Below are 18391 nucleotides of genomic sequence, written 5' to 3'. Positions count from 1 at the left end.
TGGAACCACCCGATCCCATCCCGAACTCGGAAGTGAAACGCAGCTGCGCCGATGGTAGTGTGGCTCAAGCCATGCGAGAGTAGGTCATCGCCAGGGTTTATACCCAAAACCCCGCTGCTCACGCAGCGGGGTTTTCCTTTTAATGAAGGCACTGCATTTTCCGGGTGGCTTCCGCCCCAAGGGCAAGATCGCGAAGCTGGCGCCGCAGGCGCTGCTGCAACCGTCTCCCTGGTGAAATTAGCGCTGTGGAACCACCCGATCCCATCCCGAACTCGGAAGTGAAACGCAGCCGCGCCGATGGTAGTGTGGCTCAAGCCATGCGAGAGTAGGTCATCGCCAGGGTTTACACCCAAAACCCCGCTGCTCGCGCAGCGGGGTTTTTCTTTATGCGCGGAAAGCGGCCACTGAGCTGCGATCGCACAAAAAAAGCGGCGCCCCGTAGGGCGCCGCTCTGACCTCGATAGCGTTCAGTCGAGCATGGCGCGACGTTAGCGGGCCGGGGTCTTGGCCTTCATCATCGTGTCGCGGGCGGCTTTGAAGGGATTGCCTTCATACCAGTTCGGCCAGCGGTCGCCACCGGCAAGCTCCTTGCCGACGCCGTACATCAGCTGCAGGTCTTCGACAGTGCCGTCCAGCTTCCAGCTCGCCGCATCGAACTCATCCTTCGGGCCATGGTAGCGGTTGGCGCCGTAGTCGGCTGCTGCCTTGCGGCCGGCTTCCACCCCACCTTCGCGCAGATCTTCGCCACCGTCGGCGTACAGCGCCGGGACGCCTGCCTTGGCGAAATTGAAGTGGTCGGAACGGAAGTAGAAGCCACTCTGTACCGAGCTTTCGCCGTGCAGGGTGCGTCCCTGGGCCGCCGCCAGCGGCTTGAGGATGTCTTCCAGCTCGGAGCTGCCGAAGCCGGTCACCGTCACGTCCTTGGCGCGGCCGGCCACGGACATGGCGTCGATGTTGATGACGCCGGCGATCCTGTCCAGCGGGAACGTCGGATGCGCAACGTAGTACTTGGAGCCGAGCAGGCCGGATTCTTCCAGGGTCACGGCAAGGAACACCACCGAACGCTCCGGCTTCGGATCCTGGTGGGCCATCGCTTCGGCGACTTCCAGGATGCCTGCCACGCCGGTCGCATTGTCGATCGCACCGTTGTAGATGTTGTCGCCTTCCTCGCCCTCGTGCTTGCCCAGGTGATCCCAATGGGCCATGTACAGCACGGCCTCATCGGCACGCTTGGTGCCCGGCAGGACGCCGACCACGTTGCGCGACTGCTTCTGTGCGATACGGCTCTTGAGGTCGACGGATGCGGTGGCTTTCAGCGGCACCGGCTTGAAGCCGCGCTTGCTGGCGTCCTTGTAGGCCTGGTCAAGGTCCAGGCCCGCGGCGGCGAACAGTGAGCGTGCGGCGTCGGCGCTCAGCCAGCCCTGCACCGGGATGCGTGCTTCCGGATCGTCCTTGGCCGGCAGGTCGTACTGCGGTCCGGCCCAGGAGTTCTTCACCACGTCCCAGCCGTAGGAGGCGCCGGCCGTGTCGTGCACGATCAGGGCAGCAGCGGCGCCCTTGCGTGCGGCCTCCTCGAACTTGTAGGTCCAGCGGCCGTAATAGGTCATGCGCTTGCCGTCGAACAGGGTTTCGTCATCGACGTGGAACCCCGGGTCGTTGACGAACATGACGACCGTCTTGCCCTTCCAGTCCTGGCCGGCATAGTCGTTCCACTTCTGTTCCGGTGCATCGACACCGTAGCCGACGAACACCAGGTCGCTGGCATCGATGCTGATCTCGGCCTGGCCGGTACGCGTGCCGACCACCATGTCAGTGCCGAACTTCAGTTCGGTGGTCTTGCCGCCCTGGTTGATCTTCAGCACGGTGGACTCATCGGCCGTCGTTTCGGTCATCGGCACGTCCTGGAACCAGCTGTCGCCATTGCCCGGCTGCAGGCCGATACGCTGCATCTGGTCGCGGATGTAGTTGACCGTCAGCTCTTCGCCCTTGCTGCCCGGTGCTCGCCCTTCGAACTCGTCGGAGGCCAGGGTCTTGACCATCTCGGCGAAATCGGTGGCATTGATCTCCGGCGAGAACGCATGGCCCGCGGTCGCGGTGGACGGGGCGGTACTGTCGGTGCCGGCGCTCGGCGCCGGGGAGTCATTGCCTTTGCAGGCACTGAGCGCGGCCGCGGCGGCCAGGCACAGGAGGAGTTTGCGGGGCATCATCGGTTCCTGGGAAACAAGGGATGGCCGCATGGTGGTGCGGCCGGGAACGGGGAGTATCCCCGAATCGTTGGGCTCAGTCCGCCGGCGCGGTTTCGCTGTCGAACGGAATGGAATCGGCGCCGCTGACCGGGCCGATGCGCGCGGTGCGGTGCACGTACAGCACCACGTCCCGCTCGAAGTGCAGGGCGCCACTGACCACGGCGTTCGGGCCGATGATGACCCGCGGCTTGCGGACGGCCGTCAGCGAGACGCTGAAGCTGGGCTTGCGCACGCGCACGCCGCCGTCGACCTGGGAGCCGATGCCCACGGTGATATCGCCATTGACGGTTTCCACGTCCTTGCTGACGCGGCTCTCGACCAGGCCGATGCCACCGTTGACGGTCTCCACGCCGCCTTCGATCTGGCTGCCGCGATCACTGAAGATGCTGCCATTGACCGTGCTGACGTTGCCGCGGGCGATCACCTCACGGCCCAGGCGCACCCCGCCGTTGACCGTTTCGATGCTGCCGGTACGGGCGCGGTCGGCGACCTTCACCCCACCGTTGACGGTATCGATGCTGCCGGTTTCGCTGCCTTCACCGACGCGGATGCCGCCGTTGACGGTATCCAGCTTGCCGTAGCGCTGCCCGGCTTCGGCGGTGATGCTGCCGTTGACCTTGCTGATGTTGTCCTGTGCCCAGGCGGGACTGCTGGCCAGCAGCACGCCCAACAGCAGCGGAATGGATCGAATGTTCATGGGTCCCTCGGTGGATGTGCGGCTGGCAGGCCGCGTGCGTTGATGTCACCATTCCCCAATCGCCCCTGCAACTGCCTGAAGTCACTGGAAAGCCCTTGCGCAACAACGCCTTCCCCTCACGCCGACATCACATCGCCGCTGCCCGCGGCGGGCGCTGCCTGCTGCTGGGGCTGGCCTTGGCATTGGCGCTGCCGCTTCCGTCAGGTGCACAGAACACGCGCGAAACGGAGCGCAAGCTGCAGAAGCTGCGCAGCGAGCTGAAGGGCGTCGCGCAGGAGCGCCGCCAGCTTGAGGGCCAGCGTGGCCAGGCATCTCAGCAGCTGCGCGCGGCCGATGAGAAGGTGGCCCGCAGCGGCCGTGTGCTGGCCCAGACCGAGGCGGCGCTGCGCGAGCAGAACCAGGCACTGGCCGAGGCCGAGCGACGTCGCACGACCCTGCAGTCCAACCTGGCGCAGCAGCATCGCGAACTGGCCGGGTTGCTGCGCGCGGCCTATCAGCTGGGCAACCACGCCCCGCTCAAGCTGCTGCTGTCACAGGACACGGTGGCCGATGCCAACCGTGCACTGGCCTACCACCGGTACCTGCAGCGCGAGCGCGCGCAGCGCATCACCGCATTGACTGCCGATCTCAAGGAACTGGAGGCGCTGCAGGCACAGATTGCCGAACGCCAGCAGCAGCTGCAGGGGACCCAGCGCGAGCAGAAGCAGCAGGCGGTTGCGCTGGCGGCCGATCGTCGCGAACGTGCGCAGACCGTGGCCTCGCTGGACGAACGCTTCAAGGACCGGCGCGAGAAGGAACAGGCATTGGGGCAGGATGCCAAGGCACTGGAAACCCTGCTGGCCAATCTGCGCGCGGCCGCAGCGCGGGCCGAAGCCGAGCGTCGCGCGGCAGCGCGCCGGGCTGCCGCGGAGAAGGCCGCCGCCGAACGCGCTGCACGCCAGGCCGCCGCCGAAGGCCGACCGCCGCCGGCGACCAAGGTGCCGCCGGCCGTGGCATCGGCGCCGGCACCGAAGGTGGGGGGACTGGGGTGGCCGCTGTCGGGCAACCTGCTGGCACGCTATGGCGGCAAGCTGCCGGATGGCCGCACCAGCAGCGGCGTGCTGATCGGTGCCCCGGCCGGCAGCACGGTGACCGCGGTAGCCGATGGCACGGTCGTCTTCTCCGATTGGATGACCGGTTACGGCATGATCCTGATCGTCGATCACGGCAACGGCTACATGAGCCTCTATGCGCATAACGACACGCTGCTGAAGGATGCAGGTGCGCGGGTCAGCCGTGGCGATGCGGTCGCCAAGGTCGGCAACTCTGGCGGCCAGGGCGTGACCGCACTGTATTTCGAGCTGCGTCGTGGCGGGCAGCCGGTCAATCCGGACAGCTGGCTGCAGCGCCGCTGAACCCGGGGCCTGCACGGACTGCGTGGGTTCAACGGGAATTTAGCTGTGCTTCGCGCATAATCGGTGCCTGTGCCTTGGGCACGATGCCACCGTCGACAGGAGTGCTCCATGCGCGCAGCCCGTACCGCCACCCTCTTGCTGGCCCTGTTGCCAGCGCTGTCCTGGGCGCAGCAGACCGCGCCGGCCCCGACCGCTGCGAACAGCGGGCAGGCGGCGAGCAGCGAGGAGGCGGTGACCTCGAAGGTGCCGCTGGAAGACATCCGCCGTTTCGTGGCGGTGTACAACGCGGTGCGCGCGGCCTATGTCGACCCGGTCGACGACAACAAGCTGATGCAGTCGGCGGTCCGTGGCCTGCTGCTCGACCTCGACCCGCACAGCACGTATTTCAACAAGGAAGATGCGCAGGCCTTCGACGAGCAGGCCTCCGGTGCCTACGAGGGCATCGGCGTCGAGCTGCAGCAGCAGCCGGACAACGCCAGCATGAAGGTGATCGCGCCGATCGATGACACGCCGGCGGCCAAGGCCGGCATCCTCGCGGGCGATCTGATCATCGCCATCGATGGCAAGCCGATCAGTGCGATCGATGCCAGTGAGCCGCTGCGGGGCCCGGCCGGCAGCAAGGTGGTGCTGACCATCGTGCGCGACGGCCGGCCGAAGCCTTTCGATGTCAGCCTGACCCGGCAGACGATCCGCGTCACCAGCGTGCGCAGCCGCCTGCTGGAACCGGGCTATGGCTACATCCGCCTGAGTACCTTCCAGGCCGACACCGGTTCGGATTTCCAGAAGCATGTGCAGCAGCTGCAGAAGCAGTCCGGTGGAACGCTGAAGGGGCTGGTGCTGGACCTGCGCAGCAATCCGGGTGGCCTGCTGACCGCCGCTGTGCAGGTGGCCGACGATCTGCTGGACAAGGGCAACATCGTCAGTACGCGGGGCCGCATCAGCATCAGCGATGCGCGTTTCGACGCCACGCCGGGCGACCTGTTGAAGGGCGCACCGGTGGTGGTGCTGGCCGATGCGGGTTCGGCCAGCGCCTCGGAAGTGCTGGCCGGTGCATTGCGCGACAATGGCCGCGCACGCGTGGTTGGCAGCCGCACGTTCGGCAAGGGCTCGGTGCAGACCGTGCTGCCGCTGGACAACGGCGATTCGGTGAAGCTGACCACGGCGCGCTACTACACGCCCAGCGGCAAGTCGATCCAGGCCACCGGCATCGTGCCGGATGTGGAGCTCAAGCCTGCGCCGCGCCCTGAGGATGACGCGCTGCCGGCCAGCCTGAGCGACTACAGCGAAGCCACCCTGCCGGGTCATCTGCGCGGCGACGATGAAGGAACCGAAGGTTATCGGGCAGGCGCGGTGTTGCCGGGCGATGGCCCGATCAACGATGCGCTCGCCGAACTGAAGCATCCCGGCTCGGTGGCCGCGCGACTGAAGGCCGAAGCCGCGAAGGCGGAAGCGGAAAAGGCCGCCGACGCGGCGACCGCCAAGCCGGAAGCAAAGCCGGAAGCAAAGCCGAGCCCGGCCCCGGCAAAGCCCTGAGGTAGCGCCGGGCCACGCCCGGCGACGCCGGCCGGTTGCCTAGAACCCGTGCCGCTTGCGCAGGCGGCGCGCGATCGCTGCGCGCACGTACACGCCATACACCACGCCGAACACGAAGCCGCCGATGTGGGCCCACCAGGCCACCATGCCGAAGGTCGGGCCGATATAGGCGAACACCACCTGCAGTGCTGCCCACACGCCGATCAGCAGATAGGCCGGGGCGCGTACGAACTCCAGGAACAGGCCGAGGGGAATCACCACGCCCAGTCGCGCGCCCGGGAACAGGGCCAGGTAGGCGCCGATCAGGGCCGACACCGCGCCGCTGGCACCGATGATGATCTGGTCCGGGCTGCCCATGGTGTAGATCGCCACCAGGTTGGAGACCGCGCCGCCGACCAGGAACAGCAGCAACAGGCGCCATGGCCCCAGTACCCGCTCTGCCGGCAGGCCGAAGATCAGCAGGAAGACCAGATTGCCCAGCAGGTGCGACCAGTCCGCATGCAGGAACAGGGCTGTGAACAGGCGCAGCACGCTGCCGTCCTGCAGGGTGGCCCACCAGTCCAGCGGATGGGTCAGGCCGGTGGAGAGCGCGCCCCAGTCGAGCCACAGGCTGCCCCTGGCATCATCCGGCCGTGAGATTGACCACAGGAAAGCCAGCCACAGTGCCGCAAACAGCACGGGTGTGGCCCAGCGCAGGGCGGCCTTCTTGCGCGACGGAAGGGAAACGAACATGGCGACAAGCCTAGCGCGCCGGGCTCCGTGGCGGGGGCGCTCCTGTTCAGGTTTTGCGACGAAAAAAGCGCCGCCGCTGTTATTGTTTCATTAACGGCTCTGGGTAATACTCGCATACGGCGTCGTATGTCGGGAGGGGAATCCGGCGCGCTCCGATGGGCCCCAGGGCCTGCCGGGCGCAGGCGCACTCAGAGCAACATCACCGCTTACCGGAGAGAGAACTACGATGCAAACCGCTTCCACCATTGCCCGTCTGACCCTGCTGGCCGTCGGCGTTGCCGGTGCGCTGGCCGCCGCCGACGCCAACGCTGCTGCCTTCCAGCTGAAGGAAAACAGCGCCAAGGGCCTGGGCCGCGCCTTCGCCGGCTCCACCTCGACCGAAGGTGACGCCTCGGTCATCGCCACCAACCCGGCCTCCATGCGCCTGCTCGACGGTACCCTGCTGCAGGGCGACGTCAGCGCGATCAGCTTCGGTGCCAAGTTCCGCGGCCGTGGCGAATACGGCAACGGCGCGCCGATCTCGGGTGGCAACGGCGGCGACGCCGGCATGATCGCCCCGGTCCCGGCGGCCTACTTCCACCTGCCGTTCGGCGAGAACGAGAACATGCACTTCGGTGCCTCGCTGACCGTTCCGTTCGGCTTCAAGACCGAATACGACCGTGACTGGGTCGGCCGCTACAACGGCGTCAAGACCGAACTGCAGGCGATCGACCTGGGCGTCGCGTTCTCGTACGACGTCAACCCGTACCTGTCGTTTGGCGCTTCGGTGTTCGCCGAGCGCCTGAACGTCGACCTGACCAGCGCCGTCGACACCGGCACCGCGATCAATGCCACGGCCCAGCGTCAGGCTGCCGCCCGCGTGCTGCAGGCTGGTGGTACTCCGGCCCAGGCCGCTGCCGCTTCGCAGGCTGCTGCCCGCCAGGCGGCCCAGCTGGGCTTCGCTCCGGGCACTGCTGATGGCTACCTGCGCATCAAGGGTGACGAAGTGTCGGTCGGCTATACCCTGGGCATGACCGTCAGCCCGGTGGAAGGCACCAACATCGCCTTCAGCTACCGCTCGGAGGTCGAACACAAGATCACCGACGGCACTGCCGACTTCACCATTCCGCAGAATGCCGCGGCCTTCCTTGCCAATACCGGCACCTTCATCGACAGCAACGGCCGCGCCACCATCACCCTGCCGGCCAGCGCGACCGTCGGCATCACCCATCGGGTGAACGACCAGTGGCAGGTCATGGCTGAAGTCACCCGTACTGCGTGGAGCAAGTTCGACCAGGTCACCGTCGACTATGACTCCAACCAGCCGGACAGCGTGCTGCCGTTCCACTACCGCGATACCACCTTCGCGGCGATCGGTACCGATTACAAGGTCAACGACAAGCTGACCCTGCGCGGCGGCCTGGCCTACGATCAGACCCCGACCACCTACGAGCACCGTGACGTCCGCGTGCCGGACACCACCCGCAAGTGGCTGTCGCTGGGTATGACCTACGCAGCGTCGGACAAGCTGGAGTACAGCGTGGGCTACACCCACCTGTTCACCAAGGATCCGGACATCTACTCGACCTCGGCGACGGCCAACACCGTCATCGGCAAGTACAAGGTCAGTGGCGACGTGCTGGCCGCATCGCTGCAGTACAAGTTCTGATCCAGGCTTCGGCCTAATCCAGTACACGAAGGGCCCCGCGCAAGCGGGGCCTTTTGTTTGTGCAGCGCGCATCCACGCGGGCTGTGGATCTACGACAATGGCCGCATGAACCTGTCCGATCCGAACTTCCAGCTGGAGCTGGCCGCCAACGTAGCGGTCGCGGGCTCGATCCTGCTGGCGGGACGCAACAACGTCCACACCTGGTGGCTGGGCATCGTCGGCTGCGCGTTGTTCGCCGTTGTCTTCGAGCGCTCACACCTGTTCGCCGACATGGTGCTGCAGTTCTTCTTCATCGCCATCAGCGTGCTGGGATGGTGGCAATGGCTGCGTGGCAACCACGGCGCACCGCTGCCGATCACCTCGCTGCGCCCGCGCACGGGAATGTGGCTGCTGCCGACGGCGGCCCTGGCCACGTTCGGCTACGGCTGGATGCTGACCCGCCTGACCCACGCCTATGCGCCCTACGTCGATTCGGCGGTACTGGTGCTGAGCGTGATCGCGCAGATCCTGATGATGCGCCGCAAGCTGGAATCGTGGTGGGTGTGGCTGCTGGTCAATACGATCGCCGTGCCCCTGTACTACAGCCGTGGCCTGCACCTGACGTCGATCCTGTACGTCGGTTTCTGGATCAATGCACTGGTGGCGTTGCGCCACTGGCGCAATCTGATGCGTGCCGAGGCCACGGCGGCACCTGGCTCCCTGTAGAGCCGAGCCCACGCTCGGCTGCGCCGGAAAAGCCAAGCGCGGGCTCGGTTCTACAGCAAGCGAGGCACAAAAAACCCCGCTTCCGCGGGGTTTTTCGTTGACCACATCAACCCGGTGATCAGTCGCCCAGCGTCAGCAGCGAGGCGTTACCACCAGCGGCCGTGGTGTTCACCGTGACGGTCTTCTCGGTGGCAAAGCGCAGCAGATAATGTGGGCCACCGGCCTTCGGTCCGGTGCCGGACAGGCCCTGGCCGCCGAATGGCTGCACACCGACCACTGCACCGATCTGGTTGCGGTTGACATACACATTGCCGACCTGGATGCCGTTGGTGATGCGATCGACGGTCTCGTCGATGCGCGAGTGCACGCCCAGGGTCAGGCCGTAGCCGGTGGCATTGATCTGCTCGATCACCGCGTCCAGCTGCTCACCCTTCCAGCGGATGACGTGCAGGACCGGCCCGAAGATCTCCTTCTGCAGCTGGCCCAGGTTCTTCAGTTCGTACGCGCGCGGTGCGAAGAAGGTGCCGTGGGCAGCCTCGGCGGACAGTTCAGCCGCAGCGATCAGGCGCGCTTCGCGGTCCATGCGTTCGGCATGGTCCTGCAGGATCTTCAGCGCATCGGCGTCGATCACCGGGCCGACGTCGGTGGACAGCAGGCCGGGGTCGCCGACCTTCAGTTCCTTCATGGCGCCGGCCAGCATGGTCATCACCTTGTCGGCGATGTCGTCCTGCACGAACAGCACGCGTGCGGCCGAGCAGCGCTGGCCGGCCGAGGTGAAGGCCGAACCGATCGCATCCTTGACCAGCTGTTCCGGCAGCGCCGAGGAGTCGGCGATGAAGGCGTTCTGGCCACCCGTCTCGGCGATCAGCACGCCGATGGCGGCATCACGCGCGGCCATCGCGCGGTTGATCGCACGTGCGGTGTCGGTGGAGCCGGTGAAGGCCACGCCCGCCACGCGCGGATCGGCGGTCAGCGCCGCGCCGACGGTGGCACCATCGCCCGGCAGGAACTGCACCACCTCGGCCGGCACGCCGGCGTCATGCAGCAGCTTCACGGCGTAGTAGCCGACCAGGTTGGTCTGCTCTGCCGGCTTGGCGATGACGCTGTTGCCGGCAGCCAGTGCGGCGGCCACCTGGCCCAGGAAGATCGCCAGCGGGAAGTTCCACGGGCTGATGCAGACAAACACGCCACGGCCGTGCAGCTGCAGCTCGTTGGATTCGCCGGTGGGGCTCGGCAGCTTCTCGGCATGTCCGAACTGCTCGCGTGCCTGCTTGGCGTAGTAGCGCAGGAAGTCGACCGCTTCACGCACTTCGGCGATGCTGTCGGGCAGGCTCTTGCCGGCTTCCTTCACGCACAGCGCCATGAACTCGGGCATGCGTGCTTCGAGCTGGTCGGCGGCGTGCTCGAGAATGGCGGCGCGGCTTGCTGCCGGGGTGCGGTTCCAGGCCGGCTGCGCGGCCACGGCATTGGCCAGCGCCTTCTGCACGGTGGCGGTATCGGCGGGCAGCCACTGGCCGACCACTTCGCGGGTATCGGCGGGGTTGGTTACCGGTTGCGGCGCGCCTGCGGGGGTCGCACCCGGCACCAGCGGCGCGGCCTGCCACGGCTTCACTGCCGCGTTGAGCTGCCCGGCCAGGGCGCGCAGTTCGTTGTCGTTGGCGAGATTGGCGCCCATGGAGTTCTTCCTGTCGTGGTTCTGGCTGCGCAGCAGGTCAACCGGCAGCGGGATCTTGGGATGCGGAATCGATTCGAACGAGGACACCATCTCGACCGGATCGCGGATCAGATCGGAGATCGGCACGCGTTCGTCGGTGATGCGGTTGACGAAGCTGGAGTTGGCGCCGTTTTCCAGCAGGCGCCGCACCAGATACGGCAGCAGATCCTCATGCGATCCGACCGGTGCATAGACGCGGCAGGGAAGGCCGAGACGATCGGCCGGCACCACTTCGGCGTAGAGATCGTCGCCCATGCCGTGCAGCTTCTGGTGCTCGTACACGCCGCCGTTGGCAATGCTGCGCACGGCCGCGATGGTGTGCGCGTTGTGGGTGGCGAACATCGGGTAGATCACATCGGCATGCGTGAACAGACGCTTGGCACAGGCCAGGTAGGACACGTCGGTGTTCTGCTTGCGGGTGAACACCGGGTAGCCCGGGTAGCCCTCGATCTGCGCGCGCTTGATCTCGGCATCCCAGTAGGCGCCCTTGACCAGGCGCACCTGCAGGCGGCGACCGGCACGGCGGGCCATGTCGGCCAAGTGGTCGATCGTGTACGGGGTGCGCTTCTGGTAGGCCTGCACCACGACGCCGAAGCCGTCCCAGCCGGCCAGCGAGGCGTCGCAGAACACCTGCTCGATGATGTCCAGCGACAGCTCGAGGCGGTCGGACTCCTCGGCGTCGACGGTGCAGCCGATGCCGTAGCTCTTGGCCAGCTGCGCCAGTTCCAGCACGCCCGGCACCAGGTCCTTCAGCACGCGCTCGCGCTTGGCATGTTCGTAGCGAGGGTACAGCGCCGACAGCTTGATCGAGATGCCCGGTGCGTTGTTGACGTCGCCGTCGGGACGGCCGCCGCGTGCCTTGTGGTCACCGCCGATGGCGTGGATCGCACGACGGTAGTCTTCCAGATAGCGCAGCGCATCCTTCATGGTCAGGGCACCTTCGCCCAGCATGTCGAAGGAATAGCGATAGCTGGCGTTGTCGCCCTTGTGCGAACGCGCCAGCGCCTCGCTGATGGTGCGGCCCATGACGAACTGATGGCCCATGATCTTCATCGCCTGGCGCACGGCCAGGCGGATCACCGGCTCACCCACGCGTCCGACCAGGCGCTTGAACGCGCTGGGTGCGTCGGCACGGGTGGCATCGTTCATCTGCACCAGCTTGCCGGTCAGCATCAGGCCCCAGGTGGAGGCATTGACCAGTACCGAGTCACTGCCGCCCAGGTGCTTTTCCCAGTCGGCGTCGGCCAGCTTGTCGCGGATCAGTTTGTCGGCGGTGTCCTGGTCCGGAATGCGCAGCAGCGCTTCGGCCACGCACATCAGCAGCACGCCTTCCTCGCTGCCCAGATCGTACTGGCGCATGAAGGCTTCGATCGCGCCCTGGTCCTTGGCGCGCACGCGCACGCGGCCGACCAGATCGGCGGCCAGCGCCTGCACCCGGGCCTGTTCCTCGGCGGGCAGGCGGGCCTGCGCCAGCAGCTCACGGACGTGGCTGGCCTCGTCCTTCAGCCAGGCGTCGGTAATGGCCTGGCGGAACGGGTTGGGGGACGCCGGCAGTTCCGGCGACAGCAGCGCGCCATGACGCGGGGCGTCGTGGGCGGCAAGGGAGGAGGAGGGTGCGTTCATGCCGGTCCGGCCAATGGAAAACTTGGCGATTTTAATCATTTTTGCGCCCTCCGGAAGTGCCCCGCGGCCGCCTTCGTGAATGCTGATAGCCCCTAACGGTGGTGGATTCAGCGTGTTCAGCACGTGCGACTCTATTTGTGCTGAATTCGTCATTTGCGGCGCCGGGCGAATGCTGTATTGCAGCATGGCAAAAAGTGTGAATGCACCCTTGCTACCGGTGAGACGGCGGGGCTACCATCGAGACGTTTCCCGCGGCAGGAACGCGGTTGCGACATGATCGAGGTGCTTCCAGCTCCAGATGGGTCAGGTACGCAGCTGCGGCTGCGTCCCCCACGGGCGCTCGATGCCCGGCAGTTCGTCCTGTTGTTCACCGTGTTGTCGGGAGCGATGTGGCTGGTCTCCGCCCTGGGGTGGTTGGCCGGCAATGCATTCGCCCCCCTGTTCGCGCTGCTGTACAGCCTGTTGCTGGCAGCCGCGTTACGTGCCCTGTGGCGCAGCGGCGAACGGCAGGAGGAAATCCGGGTAGTGCCGGCGTATGTGGAGGTCATCCCCGTACCCGGTGGATTGCCGGTGTTCCGGGCTCACCCGCATTGGGTGCGCCTGCTCGCCGACGATGAGAGGGTCCGGCTTGCGTCCAGCGGCCGGCAGGTGGAGGTGGGGAGTTTCCTCGCGCCGGCCGAACGTCAGACGCTCGCAGAGACACTTGAAGGCTTGCTCGCCGCCAGCGATGGCGGCAACCGACGACGCTAAGGGTCTAGGCAATGAAGCAAAGCAGCAGGTGGGGCACGAAGTGCGTTGCAATGGCCGCCGCAGTGGTGGCCGGGGGATGGGTTCCGGCGATGGCATGGGCCCAGGCGGCCGATCCCAAGCCGTGGCAGCTGAACATGGGCAAGGGGGTAACCCAGACCTCGCGCCTGGCCTGGGAGTCGAACAATCTCTCGCTGATCGTCTGCACGGTGATCGGCGTGATCGTGTTCGGGGCGATGGCCTACGCCATCTTCAAGTTCCGCAAATCCAAGGGGGCGGTCGCAGCCACCTTCAGCCACAACACCAAGGCCGAGATCATCTGGACGGTGATCCCGGTGATCATCCTGGTGGTGATGGCATGGCCGGCCACGGCCAACCTGATCAAGATGTACGACACCCGCGATGCCGAGATGACGGTGAAGGTCACCGGCTACCAGTGGATGTGGAAGTACGAGTACCTGGGCGAGAACGTCACCTTCACCAGCCGCCTGGACCGCGAGTCGGACCGCATGCGGCAGAGTGGCAAGGTGCCGACGCGCGAGAGCCATCCCCACTACCTGCTGGATGTCGACAACCGGCTGGTGCTGCCGGTCGATACCAAGGTCCGTTTCGTCATCACCTCCGACGACGTGATCCACGCCTGGTGGGTGCCGGCGCTGGGCTGGAAGCAGGATGCCATTCCCGGCTTCATCAACGAGGCCTGGACCAGCATCGAGCAGCCGGGCGTCTATCGCGGGCAGTGCGCTGAACTGTGCGGCAAGGACCACGGATTCATGCCGATCGTGGTCGAGGCCGTGTCCAAGGAGGAGTTCAGGCAGTGGCTGGCGCAGCGCAAGCCGGCACCGCCGGCCGCAGCCCCGGCCGAACCGGCTGCGCCTGCGGCGGAGACGCCTGCCGCGCCGGCCGAACCTGCCGCCGCCGAAGCGGGTGCCGCCCCTGCCACCGCGGCCAGCGGCGCGTGATGTAAATCCCGCGGCCGCCTGCGGCCGTGGCGACAACCGATTCTGAGAGGTGTTTTGCAATGGCGCACTCGGCAGTTGGGCACGACGACCACCACCACCACCCGGGTTTCTTCGAGCGTTGGTTCTTCTCGACCAACCACAAGGACATCGGCACCCTGTATCTGCTTTTCAGCTTCATCATGTTCATCATCGGCGCGGCGATGAGCGTGATCATCCGCGCCGAGCTGATGCAGCCGGGCCTGCAGTTCGTCAGGCCGGAAACCTTCAACCAGCTCACCACCGTGCACGCACTGGTGATGATCTTCGGCGGAGTGATGCCGGCCTTCGTCGGCCTGGCCAACTGGATGGTGCCGTTGCAGATCGGTGCGCCGGACATGGCCCTGCCACGCATGAACAACTGGTCGTTCTGGCTGCTGCCGGTGGCCTTCAGCCTGCTGCTGCTCACCTTCCTGCTGCCCGGAGGTGCGCCGGCCGGTGGCTGGACGCTGTATCCGCCGCTGTCGCTGCAGGGCGGCTACAACGTGGCCTTCACTGTGTTCGCCATCCACGTGGCCGGCATCAGTTCGATCATGGGCGCGATCAACATCATCGCCACCGTGCTCAACATGCGCGCGCCGGGCATCGACCTGCTGAAGATGCCGATCTTCTGCTGGGCCTGGCTGATCACCGCCTTCCTGCTGATCGCGGTGATGCCGGTGCTGGCCGGTGCGGTGACCATGCTGCTGACCGACAAGTTCTTCGGCACCAGCTTCTTCAACGCCGCCGGTGGCGGTGACCCGGTGATGTTCCAGCACATCTTCTGGTTCTTCGGCCACCCCGAGGTGTACATCATGATCCTGCCCGCCTTCGGCGTGGTCAGCGAGATCATTCCCACCTTCAGCCGCAAGCCCCTGTTCGGCTACCAGGCGATGGTGTACGCCACGGCTGCGATCGCCTTCCTGTCGTTCATCGTCTGGGCCCACCACATGTTCACCGTGGGCATGCCGCTGGGCGGCGAGATCTACTTCATGTTCGCCACCATGCTGATCTCGATCCCGACCGGCGTGAAGGTCTTCAACTGGGTCAGCACGATGTGGCGTGGCTCGCTGACGTTCGAGGCGCCGATGCTGTGGTCGGTGGCCTTCGTCATCCTGTTCACCATTGGCGGCTTCTCCGGTCTGATGCTGGCCATCGTCGCCGCCGACTTCCAGTACCACGATACCTACTTCGTCGTTGCCCACTTCCACTACGTGCTGGTGACCGGTGCAGTGTTCGCGCTGATTGCCGCGGTGTACTACTGGTGGCCGAAGTGGACCGGTCGCATGTACAGCGAGAAGTGGGCCAAGGTGCACTTCTGGTGGTCGATCGTGTTCGTCAACCTGCTGTTCTTCCCGCAGCACTTCCTCGGCCTGGCCGGGATGCCGCGCCGTATTCCCGATTACAGTGTGGCGTTCGCCGACTGGAACCTGATCAGCTCGATCGGCGCATTCGGTATGTTCGTCACGCCCTTCATGATGGCGGCGATCCTGCTGTCCTCGCTGCGCAATGGCGAGAAGGCGGCCGATCGGTCCTGGGAAGGTGCGCGTGGCCTGGAGTGGACGCTGCCGTCGCCGGCACCGGCCCATACCTTCACCACCCCGCCGATCCTGCGCCCGGGCGATCTGGCGCATGACGACATCACGCATTGAGGTGGGGCATGCATAACGAGAGCCCGCTCCAGACCTGTAGAGCCGAGCCCGGCTCGGCTGTCGAAAAGCAGCCGGGCAGGGCCCGGCTGTACGGTGGCGAGACTCAGGGCATCGAACAGCAGCGCCGGCGTGCCCGGCGCACGGCAGTCGTGGTGGGCGCCATCGCCGTACTGGTCTATGCCACCTTCATTCTCAGCGGGGTGATCGGACGATGAGCCCGACACCGGCCAGCACACCGTCGCCCAGCGCCGGCCTGCCGCGCCTGATCGGCGTTGCCGTGGCCGTGTTCCTGCTGACCTTCTCGCTGGTGCCGCTGTATCGCATCGCGTGCGAGAAGGTGTTCGGCGTGCGCCTGGAGCGCGGCCCGGGCAGCGAGGCCAGCGTGGGGGCTGCCACCGCAAAGCGCACCGTGCGGGTGGAGTTCGATGGCGGGGTCAATTCGCGGCTGCCATGGGCATTCCATCCCGAGCAGCTGACCATGGACGTGGTGCCCGGTGAGTTGAACGAGGCGCTGTACTACGCCCGCAATGACGGCCCACAGGCGATCGTCGGCAGTGCGGTGCCCTCGGTCGCGCCAGCACGTGCCTCCGGATTCTTCAGCAAGACCGAGTGCTTCTGCTTCACCGCGCAGACGCTGCAGGCCGGCGAGAAGCGCGACATGCCGGTGCGCTTCATCGTCGATCCGGATCTGCCGCCGGACATCAAGACGATCACCCTGTCCTACACCTTCTACCGCAACGACGCGCTGTCCGATCGGCTGGCTCCGGCCGCCACTTCGGAAGGCGCGCACGCCGCTCCCTGACCCGGATAACGACATGGCCCAGACACCGACCGACGCCAACGTGTACTTCGTCCCGGCCCAGAGCAAATGGCCATTCGTGGGCTCCATCGCGATGATGGTGACCATGGTGGGCGTGGCCAGCTGGCTCAACGATGCCAGCTGGGGGCGCTGGACGTTCTACATCGGCATCGCGATGCTGGTGCTGACCCTGTTCTGGTGGTTCAGCGACGTGGTGCGCGAATCGCAGGCCGGCAACTACAACCGCCAGGTCGATGGTTCGTTCCGGATGGGCATGGTCTGGTTCATCTTCTCCGAGGTGATGTTCTTCGGCGCATTCTTCGGCGCACTGTTCTACACCCGCCACCTGGGCCTGTCCTGGCTCAGCGGCGAGGGCCGCGGGGTGATGACCAACGAGCTGCTGTGGCAGGGCTACTCCGCGGGGTGGCCCACCAACGGCCCGGCGGCGATCGGCGGGGCCTTCCAGACCATTCCGGCCTGGGGCCTGCCGCTGATCAATACGCTGATCCTGCTGACTTCCGGCGTGACGCTCACCATCGCCCACCATGCGCTGAAGGCCGGCCACCGTCGCCAGCTGCTGGTCTGGCTGGGCCTGACCGTGGTGCTGGGCCTGGGCTTCCTCGCCCTGCAGGCGGAGGAGTACATCCACGCCTACAAGGAGCTGAACCTGACGCTCGGCTCGGGCATCTACGGGTCGACGTTCTTCATGCTGACCGGTTTCCACGGTGCGCACGTGCTGCTGGGCACGATCATGCTGATCGTGATGTGGCTGCGCTCGGCGAAGGGGCATTTCACCCGCGACAACCATTTCGCGTTCGAAGCCGCTGCGTGGTACTGGCACTTCGTCGACGTGGTGTGGCTGATGCTGTTCCTGTTCGTCTACGTGCTGTAAGCGCCGATGCCGGTGGCGTACTCAGCCACCGATGCCGTGCGGTTTGATCCAGCCCATGTAGATGCTCACGATCACCAGTACGATCAACGCCACCGACACCGCGATGCGGCGCGTCAGTGCGTTGACCGTGCGCTTGGTCTGGCCCCGGTCGACCAGCAGGTAGTACAGCCCGGCGCCCAGGTTCCAGACGATGACGATCAGAAACGCGATCACCAGCAGGGTCTTCAGCGAATCACTCATGCGCGGCTCGAGGGCAGGGTGGATGTGCCTATCTGACCGCGTTTGCGCGGACTTGTCATGATGCGCCAGCACACGCGGGTGATCGGCTGGCTGCTGGCGCTGGTGGCGATCACGGGATTCACCGCGCTGGGCCTGTGGCAGCTGCAGCGCATGCATGCAAAGCAGGCCATGCTGGATGCGCAGGGCCCCGCTGCGGCGCAGGCACTTCCGCTGGCGCAGGCACTGGCGGCGCCGGGCGCGCTGCATGGCGTGGCCGACCATGGCCGCTTCCTGCCGGGCGTGGTGCTGCTGGACAACCAGACCCGGCACGGCCGGGCCGGGGTGAAGATCTATCGCCCCTTCCGCAGCGACGGCGGCAGCGTGCTGCTGGTCGACCTCGGCTGGCGCGCGCTGCCCCCCGACCGCACGCTCCCCGACCTGCCGCCGCCGCCTTCGCCGGTGGCCGTGCGCGGGCTGCTGGCGCCGCCGCCGTCGGCAGGGTTGGCGCTGGGCCCGGCGTTCTCTGCAACCGGTGAGGCGCAGCGCTGGCTGGCCAGCCGGCTGCCTGCCGAGGGCCTGGCGACGGCGCTGGGGCTGCCCGCACTGCCGGAGCGCGTGCTGCGGCTTGATCCGGCGCTGCCCTTCGGTGATGAACGCGACCTCGATCTGCTGCCGAACACGCTGCCCCCGCAGCGCCACCTGGGTTACGCCGTGCAATGGTTCGGCCTGGCGCTGACCGTGCTGGTGGTTGCGCTGGTGCTGGAAGGGCGCAGCAGGCGCGTTCCACGCTAGCGCCGGCCCGACTTCGGGCGC

16 protein-coding genes and 2 rRNA genes are annotated in these 18391 nt (G+C 66.5%); 13 read left to right on the top strand and 5 right to left on the bottom strand.

The annotated features are described in order from the left end of the window. Together rrf (AC5P5M_RS16675) and rrf (AC5P5M_RS16670) are read left to right on the top strand one after the other, a co-directional pair. Positions 1-96, top strand: a 5S ribosomal RNA gene (gene rrf / locus AC5P5M_RS16675); the annotation flags it as partial. Positions 97-227: 131 nt separating this feature from the next. Further along, positions 228-342, top strand: a 5S ribosomal RNA gene (gene rrf / locus AC5P5M_RS16670). Between the two features lie 146 nt (positions 343-488). Here the strand turns inward: rrf (AC5P5M_RS16670) and AC5P5M_RS16665 are convergent. Further along, positions 489-2204, bottom strand: a complete 1716-nt coding sequence (locus AC5P5M_RS16665) for a M28 family metallopeptidase (protein ID WP_193396593.1) — start codon at positions 2202-2204, stop codon at positions 489-491. 76 nt (positions 2205-2280) lie between these two features. Continuing rightward, positions 2281-2943 carry a DUF4097 family beta strand repeat-containing protein gene (locus tag AC5P5M_RS16660; protein ID WP_495206165.1) on the bottom strand — a complete coding sequence of 221 codons (663 nt, stop codon included), beginning with the start codon at positions 2941-2943 and terminating at the stop codon, positions 2281-2283. Positions 2944-2993: 50 nt separating this feature from the next. Between AC5P5M_RS16660 and AC5P5M_RS16655 the strand changes: the two genes are divergently transcribed. Further along, positions 2994-4337 carry a murein hydrolase activator EnvC family protein gene (locus AC5P5M_RS16655; RefSeq protein ID WP_495206167.1) on the top strand — a complete coding sequence of 448 codons (1344 nt, stop codon included), beginning with the start codon at positions 2994-2996 and terminating at the stop codon, positions 4335-4337. 108 nt (positions 4338-4445) lie between these two features. Further along, positions 4446-5870, top strand: a complete 1425-nt coding sequence (locus AC5P5M_RS16650; protein WP_053520205.1) for a S41 family peptidase — start codon at positions 4446-4448, stop codon at positions 5868-5870. A 39-nt stretch (positions 5871-5909) separates the two neighbouring features. Here the strand turns inward: AC5P5M_RS16650 and AC5P5M_RS16645 are convergent, their stop codons facing one another. After that, on the bottom strand, positions 5910-6602 hold the full coding sequence (locus AC5P5M_RS16645; RefSeq protein WP_053520204.1) for a rhomboid family intramembrane serine protease: 693 nt from the start codon (positions 6600-6602) through the stop codon (positions 5910-5912). A gap of 226 nt (positions 6603-6828) precedes the next feature. On the opposite strand from AC5P5M_RS16645, the gene AC5P5M_RS16640 reads away from it, so the two are divergent. After that, positions 6829-8250, top strand: coding sequence for an outer membrane protein transport protein (locus AC5P5M_RS16640; protein WP_065175449.1), 1422 nt, complete (start codon positions 6829-6831; stop codon positions 8248-8250). A 105-nt stretch (positions 8251-8355) separates the two neighbouring features. Then, a complete protein-coding gene (gene pnuC / locus AC5P5M_RS16635) occupies positions 8356-8955 on the top strand; it encodes a nicotinamide riboside transporter PnuC (RefSeq protein ID WP_065175455.1) in 600 nt (199 codons plus the stop codon). A gap of 118 nt (positions 8956-9073) precedes the next feature. On the opposite strand, the gene putA is transcribed toward pnuC, so the two are convergent. Further along, positions 9074-12292: a bifunctional proline dehydrogenase/L-glutamate gamma-semialdehyde dehydrogenase PutA gene (gene putA, locus AC5P5M_RS16630; RefSeq protein ID WP_053520202.1), complete on the bottom strand. Its 3219-nt coding sequence runs from the start codon at positions 12290-12292 to the stop codon at positions 9074-9076. 273 nt (positions 12293-12565) lie between these two features. On the opposite strand from putA, the gene AC5P5M_RS16625 reads away from it, so the two are divergent. From AC5P5M_RS16625 to AC5P5M_RS16600, 6 genes are read left to right on the top strand one after another with little or no spacing between them, the layout of a single operon-like run. Then, positions 12566-13042 carry a DUF2244 domain-containing protein gene (locus AC5P5M_RS16625; protein WP_065182572.1) on the top strand — a complete coding sequence of 159 codons (477 nt, stop codon included), beginning with the start codon at positions 12566-12568 and terminating at the stop codon, positions 13040-13042. Positions 13043-13053: 11 nt separating this feature from the next. After that, complete coding sequence (gene coxB / locus AC5P5M_RS16620; RefSeq protein WP_053519495.1) at positions 13054-14001, top strand: cytochrome c oxidase subunit II; 948 nt, start codon at positions 13054-13056, stop codon at positions 13999-14001. Between the two features lie 59 nt (positions 14002-14060). Further along, entirely contained in the window at positions 14061-15668 is a 1608-nt protein-coding gene (ctaD, locus tag AC5P5M_RS16615) for a cytochrome c oxidase subunit I (RefSeq protein WP_053519494.1), read from the top strand. An 8-nt stretch (positions 15669-15676) separates the two neighbouring features. Further along, positions 15677-15883: a hypothetical protein gene (locus AC5P5M_RS16610; RefSeq protein WP_065182571.1), complete on the top strand. Its 207-nt coding sequence runs from the start codon at positions 15677-15679 to the stop codon at positions 15881-15883. Then, a complete protein-coding gene (locus AC5P5M_RS16605; RefSeq protein ID WP_495206164.1) occupies positions 15880-16470 on the top strand; it encodes a cytochrome c oxidase assembly protein in 591 nt (196 codons plus the stop codon). Before AC5P5M_RS16610 ends, AC5P5M_RS16605 begins: the two co-directional genes overlap by 4 nt. A gap of 13 nt (positions 16471-16483) precedes the next feature. Then, entirely contained in the window at positions 16484-17359 is an 876-nt protein-coding gene (locus tag AC5P5M_RS16600) for a cytochrome c oxidase subunit 3 (protein ID WP_197600599.1), read from the top strand. Positions 17360-17380: 21 nt separating this feature from the next. Here the strand turns inward: AC5P5M_RS16600 and AC5P5M_RS16595 are convergent, their stop codons facing one another. Continuing rightward, positions 17381-17599 (bottom strand): twin transmembrane helix small protein, encoded by a 219-nt coding sequence (locus AC5P5M_RS16595; protein ID WP_008264755.1) that lies wholly within the window; start codon positions 17597-17599, stop codon positions 17381-17383. Positions 17600-17656: 57 nt separating this feature from the next. On the opposite strand from AC5P5M_RS16595, the gene AC5P5M_RS16590 reads away from it, so the two are divergent. Beyond that, complete coding sequence (locus AC5P5M_RS16590; RefSeq protein WP_197600600.1) at positions 17657-18370, top strand: SURF1 family protein; 714 nt, start codon at positions 17657-17659, stop codon at positions 18368-18370. The last annotated feature ends 21 nt before the right edge of the window (positions 18371-18391 follow it).

It is taken from the genome of Stenotrophomonas sp. YJH_SMC_106-19 (genome assembly GCF_059368375.1).
Note: the sequence above shows the minus strand (reverse complement) of the source record. Positions and strands in the feature narration are given on the sequence as shown.

Bases quoted from the DNA above. Each gene is read 5' to 3' on its own strand.
- AC5P5M_RS16665 (WP_193396593.1), bottom strand. From the start codon at position 2,204: ATGCCCCGCAAACTCCTCCTGTGCCTGGCCGCCGCGGCCGCGCTCAGT.
- AC5P5M_RS16660 (WP_495206165.1), bottom strand. From the start codon at position 2,943: ATGAACATTCGATCCATTCCGCTGCTGTTGGGCGTGCTGCTGGCCAGC.
- AC5P5M_RS16650 (WP_053520205.1), top strand. From the start codon at position 4,446: ATGCGCGCAGCCCGTACCGCCACCCTCTTGCTGGCCCTGTTGCCAGCG.
- AC5P5M_RS16645 (WP_053520204.1), bottom strand. From the start codon at position 6,602: ATGTTCGTTTCCCTTCCGTCGCGCAAGAAGGCCGCCCTGCGCTGGGCC.
- AC5P5M_RS16640 (WP_065175449.1), top strand. From the start codon at position 6,829: ATGCAAACCGCTTCCACCATTGCCCGTCTGACCCTGCTGGCCGTCGGC.
- pnuC (WP_065175455.1), top strand. From the start codon at position 8,356: ATGAACCTGTCCGATCCGAACTTCCAGCTGGAGCTGGCCGCCAACGTA.
- putA (WP_053520202.1), bottom strand. From the start codon at position 12,292: ATGAACGCACCCTCCTCCTCCCTTGCCGCCCACGACGCCCCGCGTCAT.
- AC5P5M_RS16625 (WP_065182572.1), top strand. From the start codon at position 12,566: ATGATCGAGGTGCTTCCAGCTCCAGATGGGTCAGGTACGCAGCTGCGG.
- coxB (WP_053519495.1), top strand. From the start codon at position 13,054: ATGAAGCAAAGCAGCAGGTGGGGCACGAAGTGCGTTGCAATGGCCGCC.
- ctaD (WP_053519494.1), top strand. From the start codon at position 14,061: ATGGCGCACTCGGCAGTTGGGCACGACGACCACCACCACCACCCGGGT.
- AC5P5M_RS16610 (WP_065182571.1), top strand. From the start codon at position 15,677: ATGCATAACGAGAGCCCGCTCCAGACCTGTAGAGCCGAGCCCGGCTCG.
- AC5P5M_RS16605 (WP_495206164.1), top strand. From the start codon at position 15,880: ATGAGCCCGACACCGGCCAGCACACCGTCGCCCAGCGCCGGCCTGCCG.
- AC5P5M_RS16600 (WP_197600599.1), top strand. From the start codon at position 16,484: ATGGCCCAGACACCGACCGACGCCAACGTGTACTTCGTCCCGGCCCAG.
- AC5P5M_RS16595 (WP_008264755.1), bottom strand. From the start codon at position 17,599: ATGAGTGATTCGCTGAAGACCCTGCTGGTGATCGCGTTTCTGATCGTC.
- AC5P5M_RS16590 (WP_197600600.1), top strand. From the start codon at position 17,657: ATGATGCGCCAGCACACGCGGGTGATCGGCTGGCTGCTGGCGCTGGTG.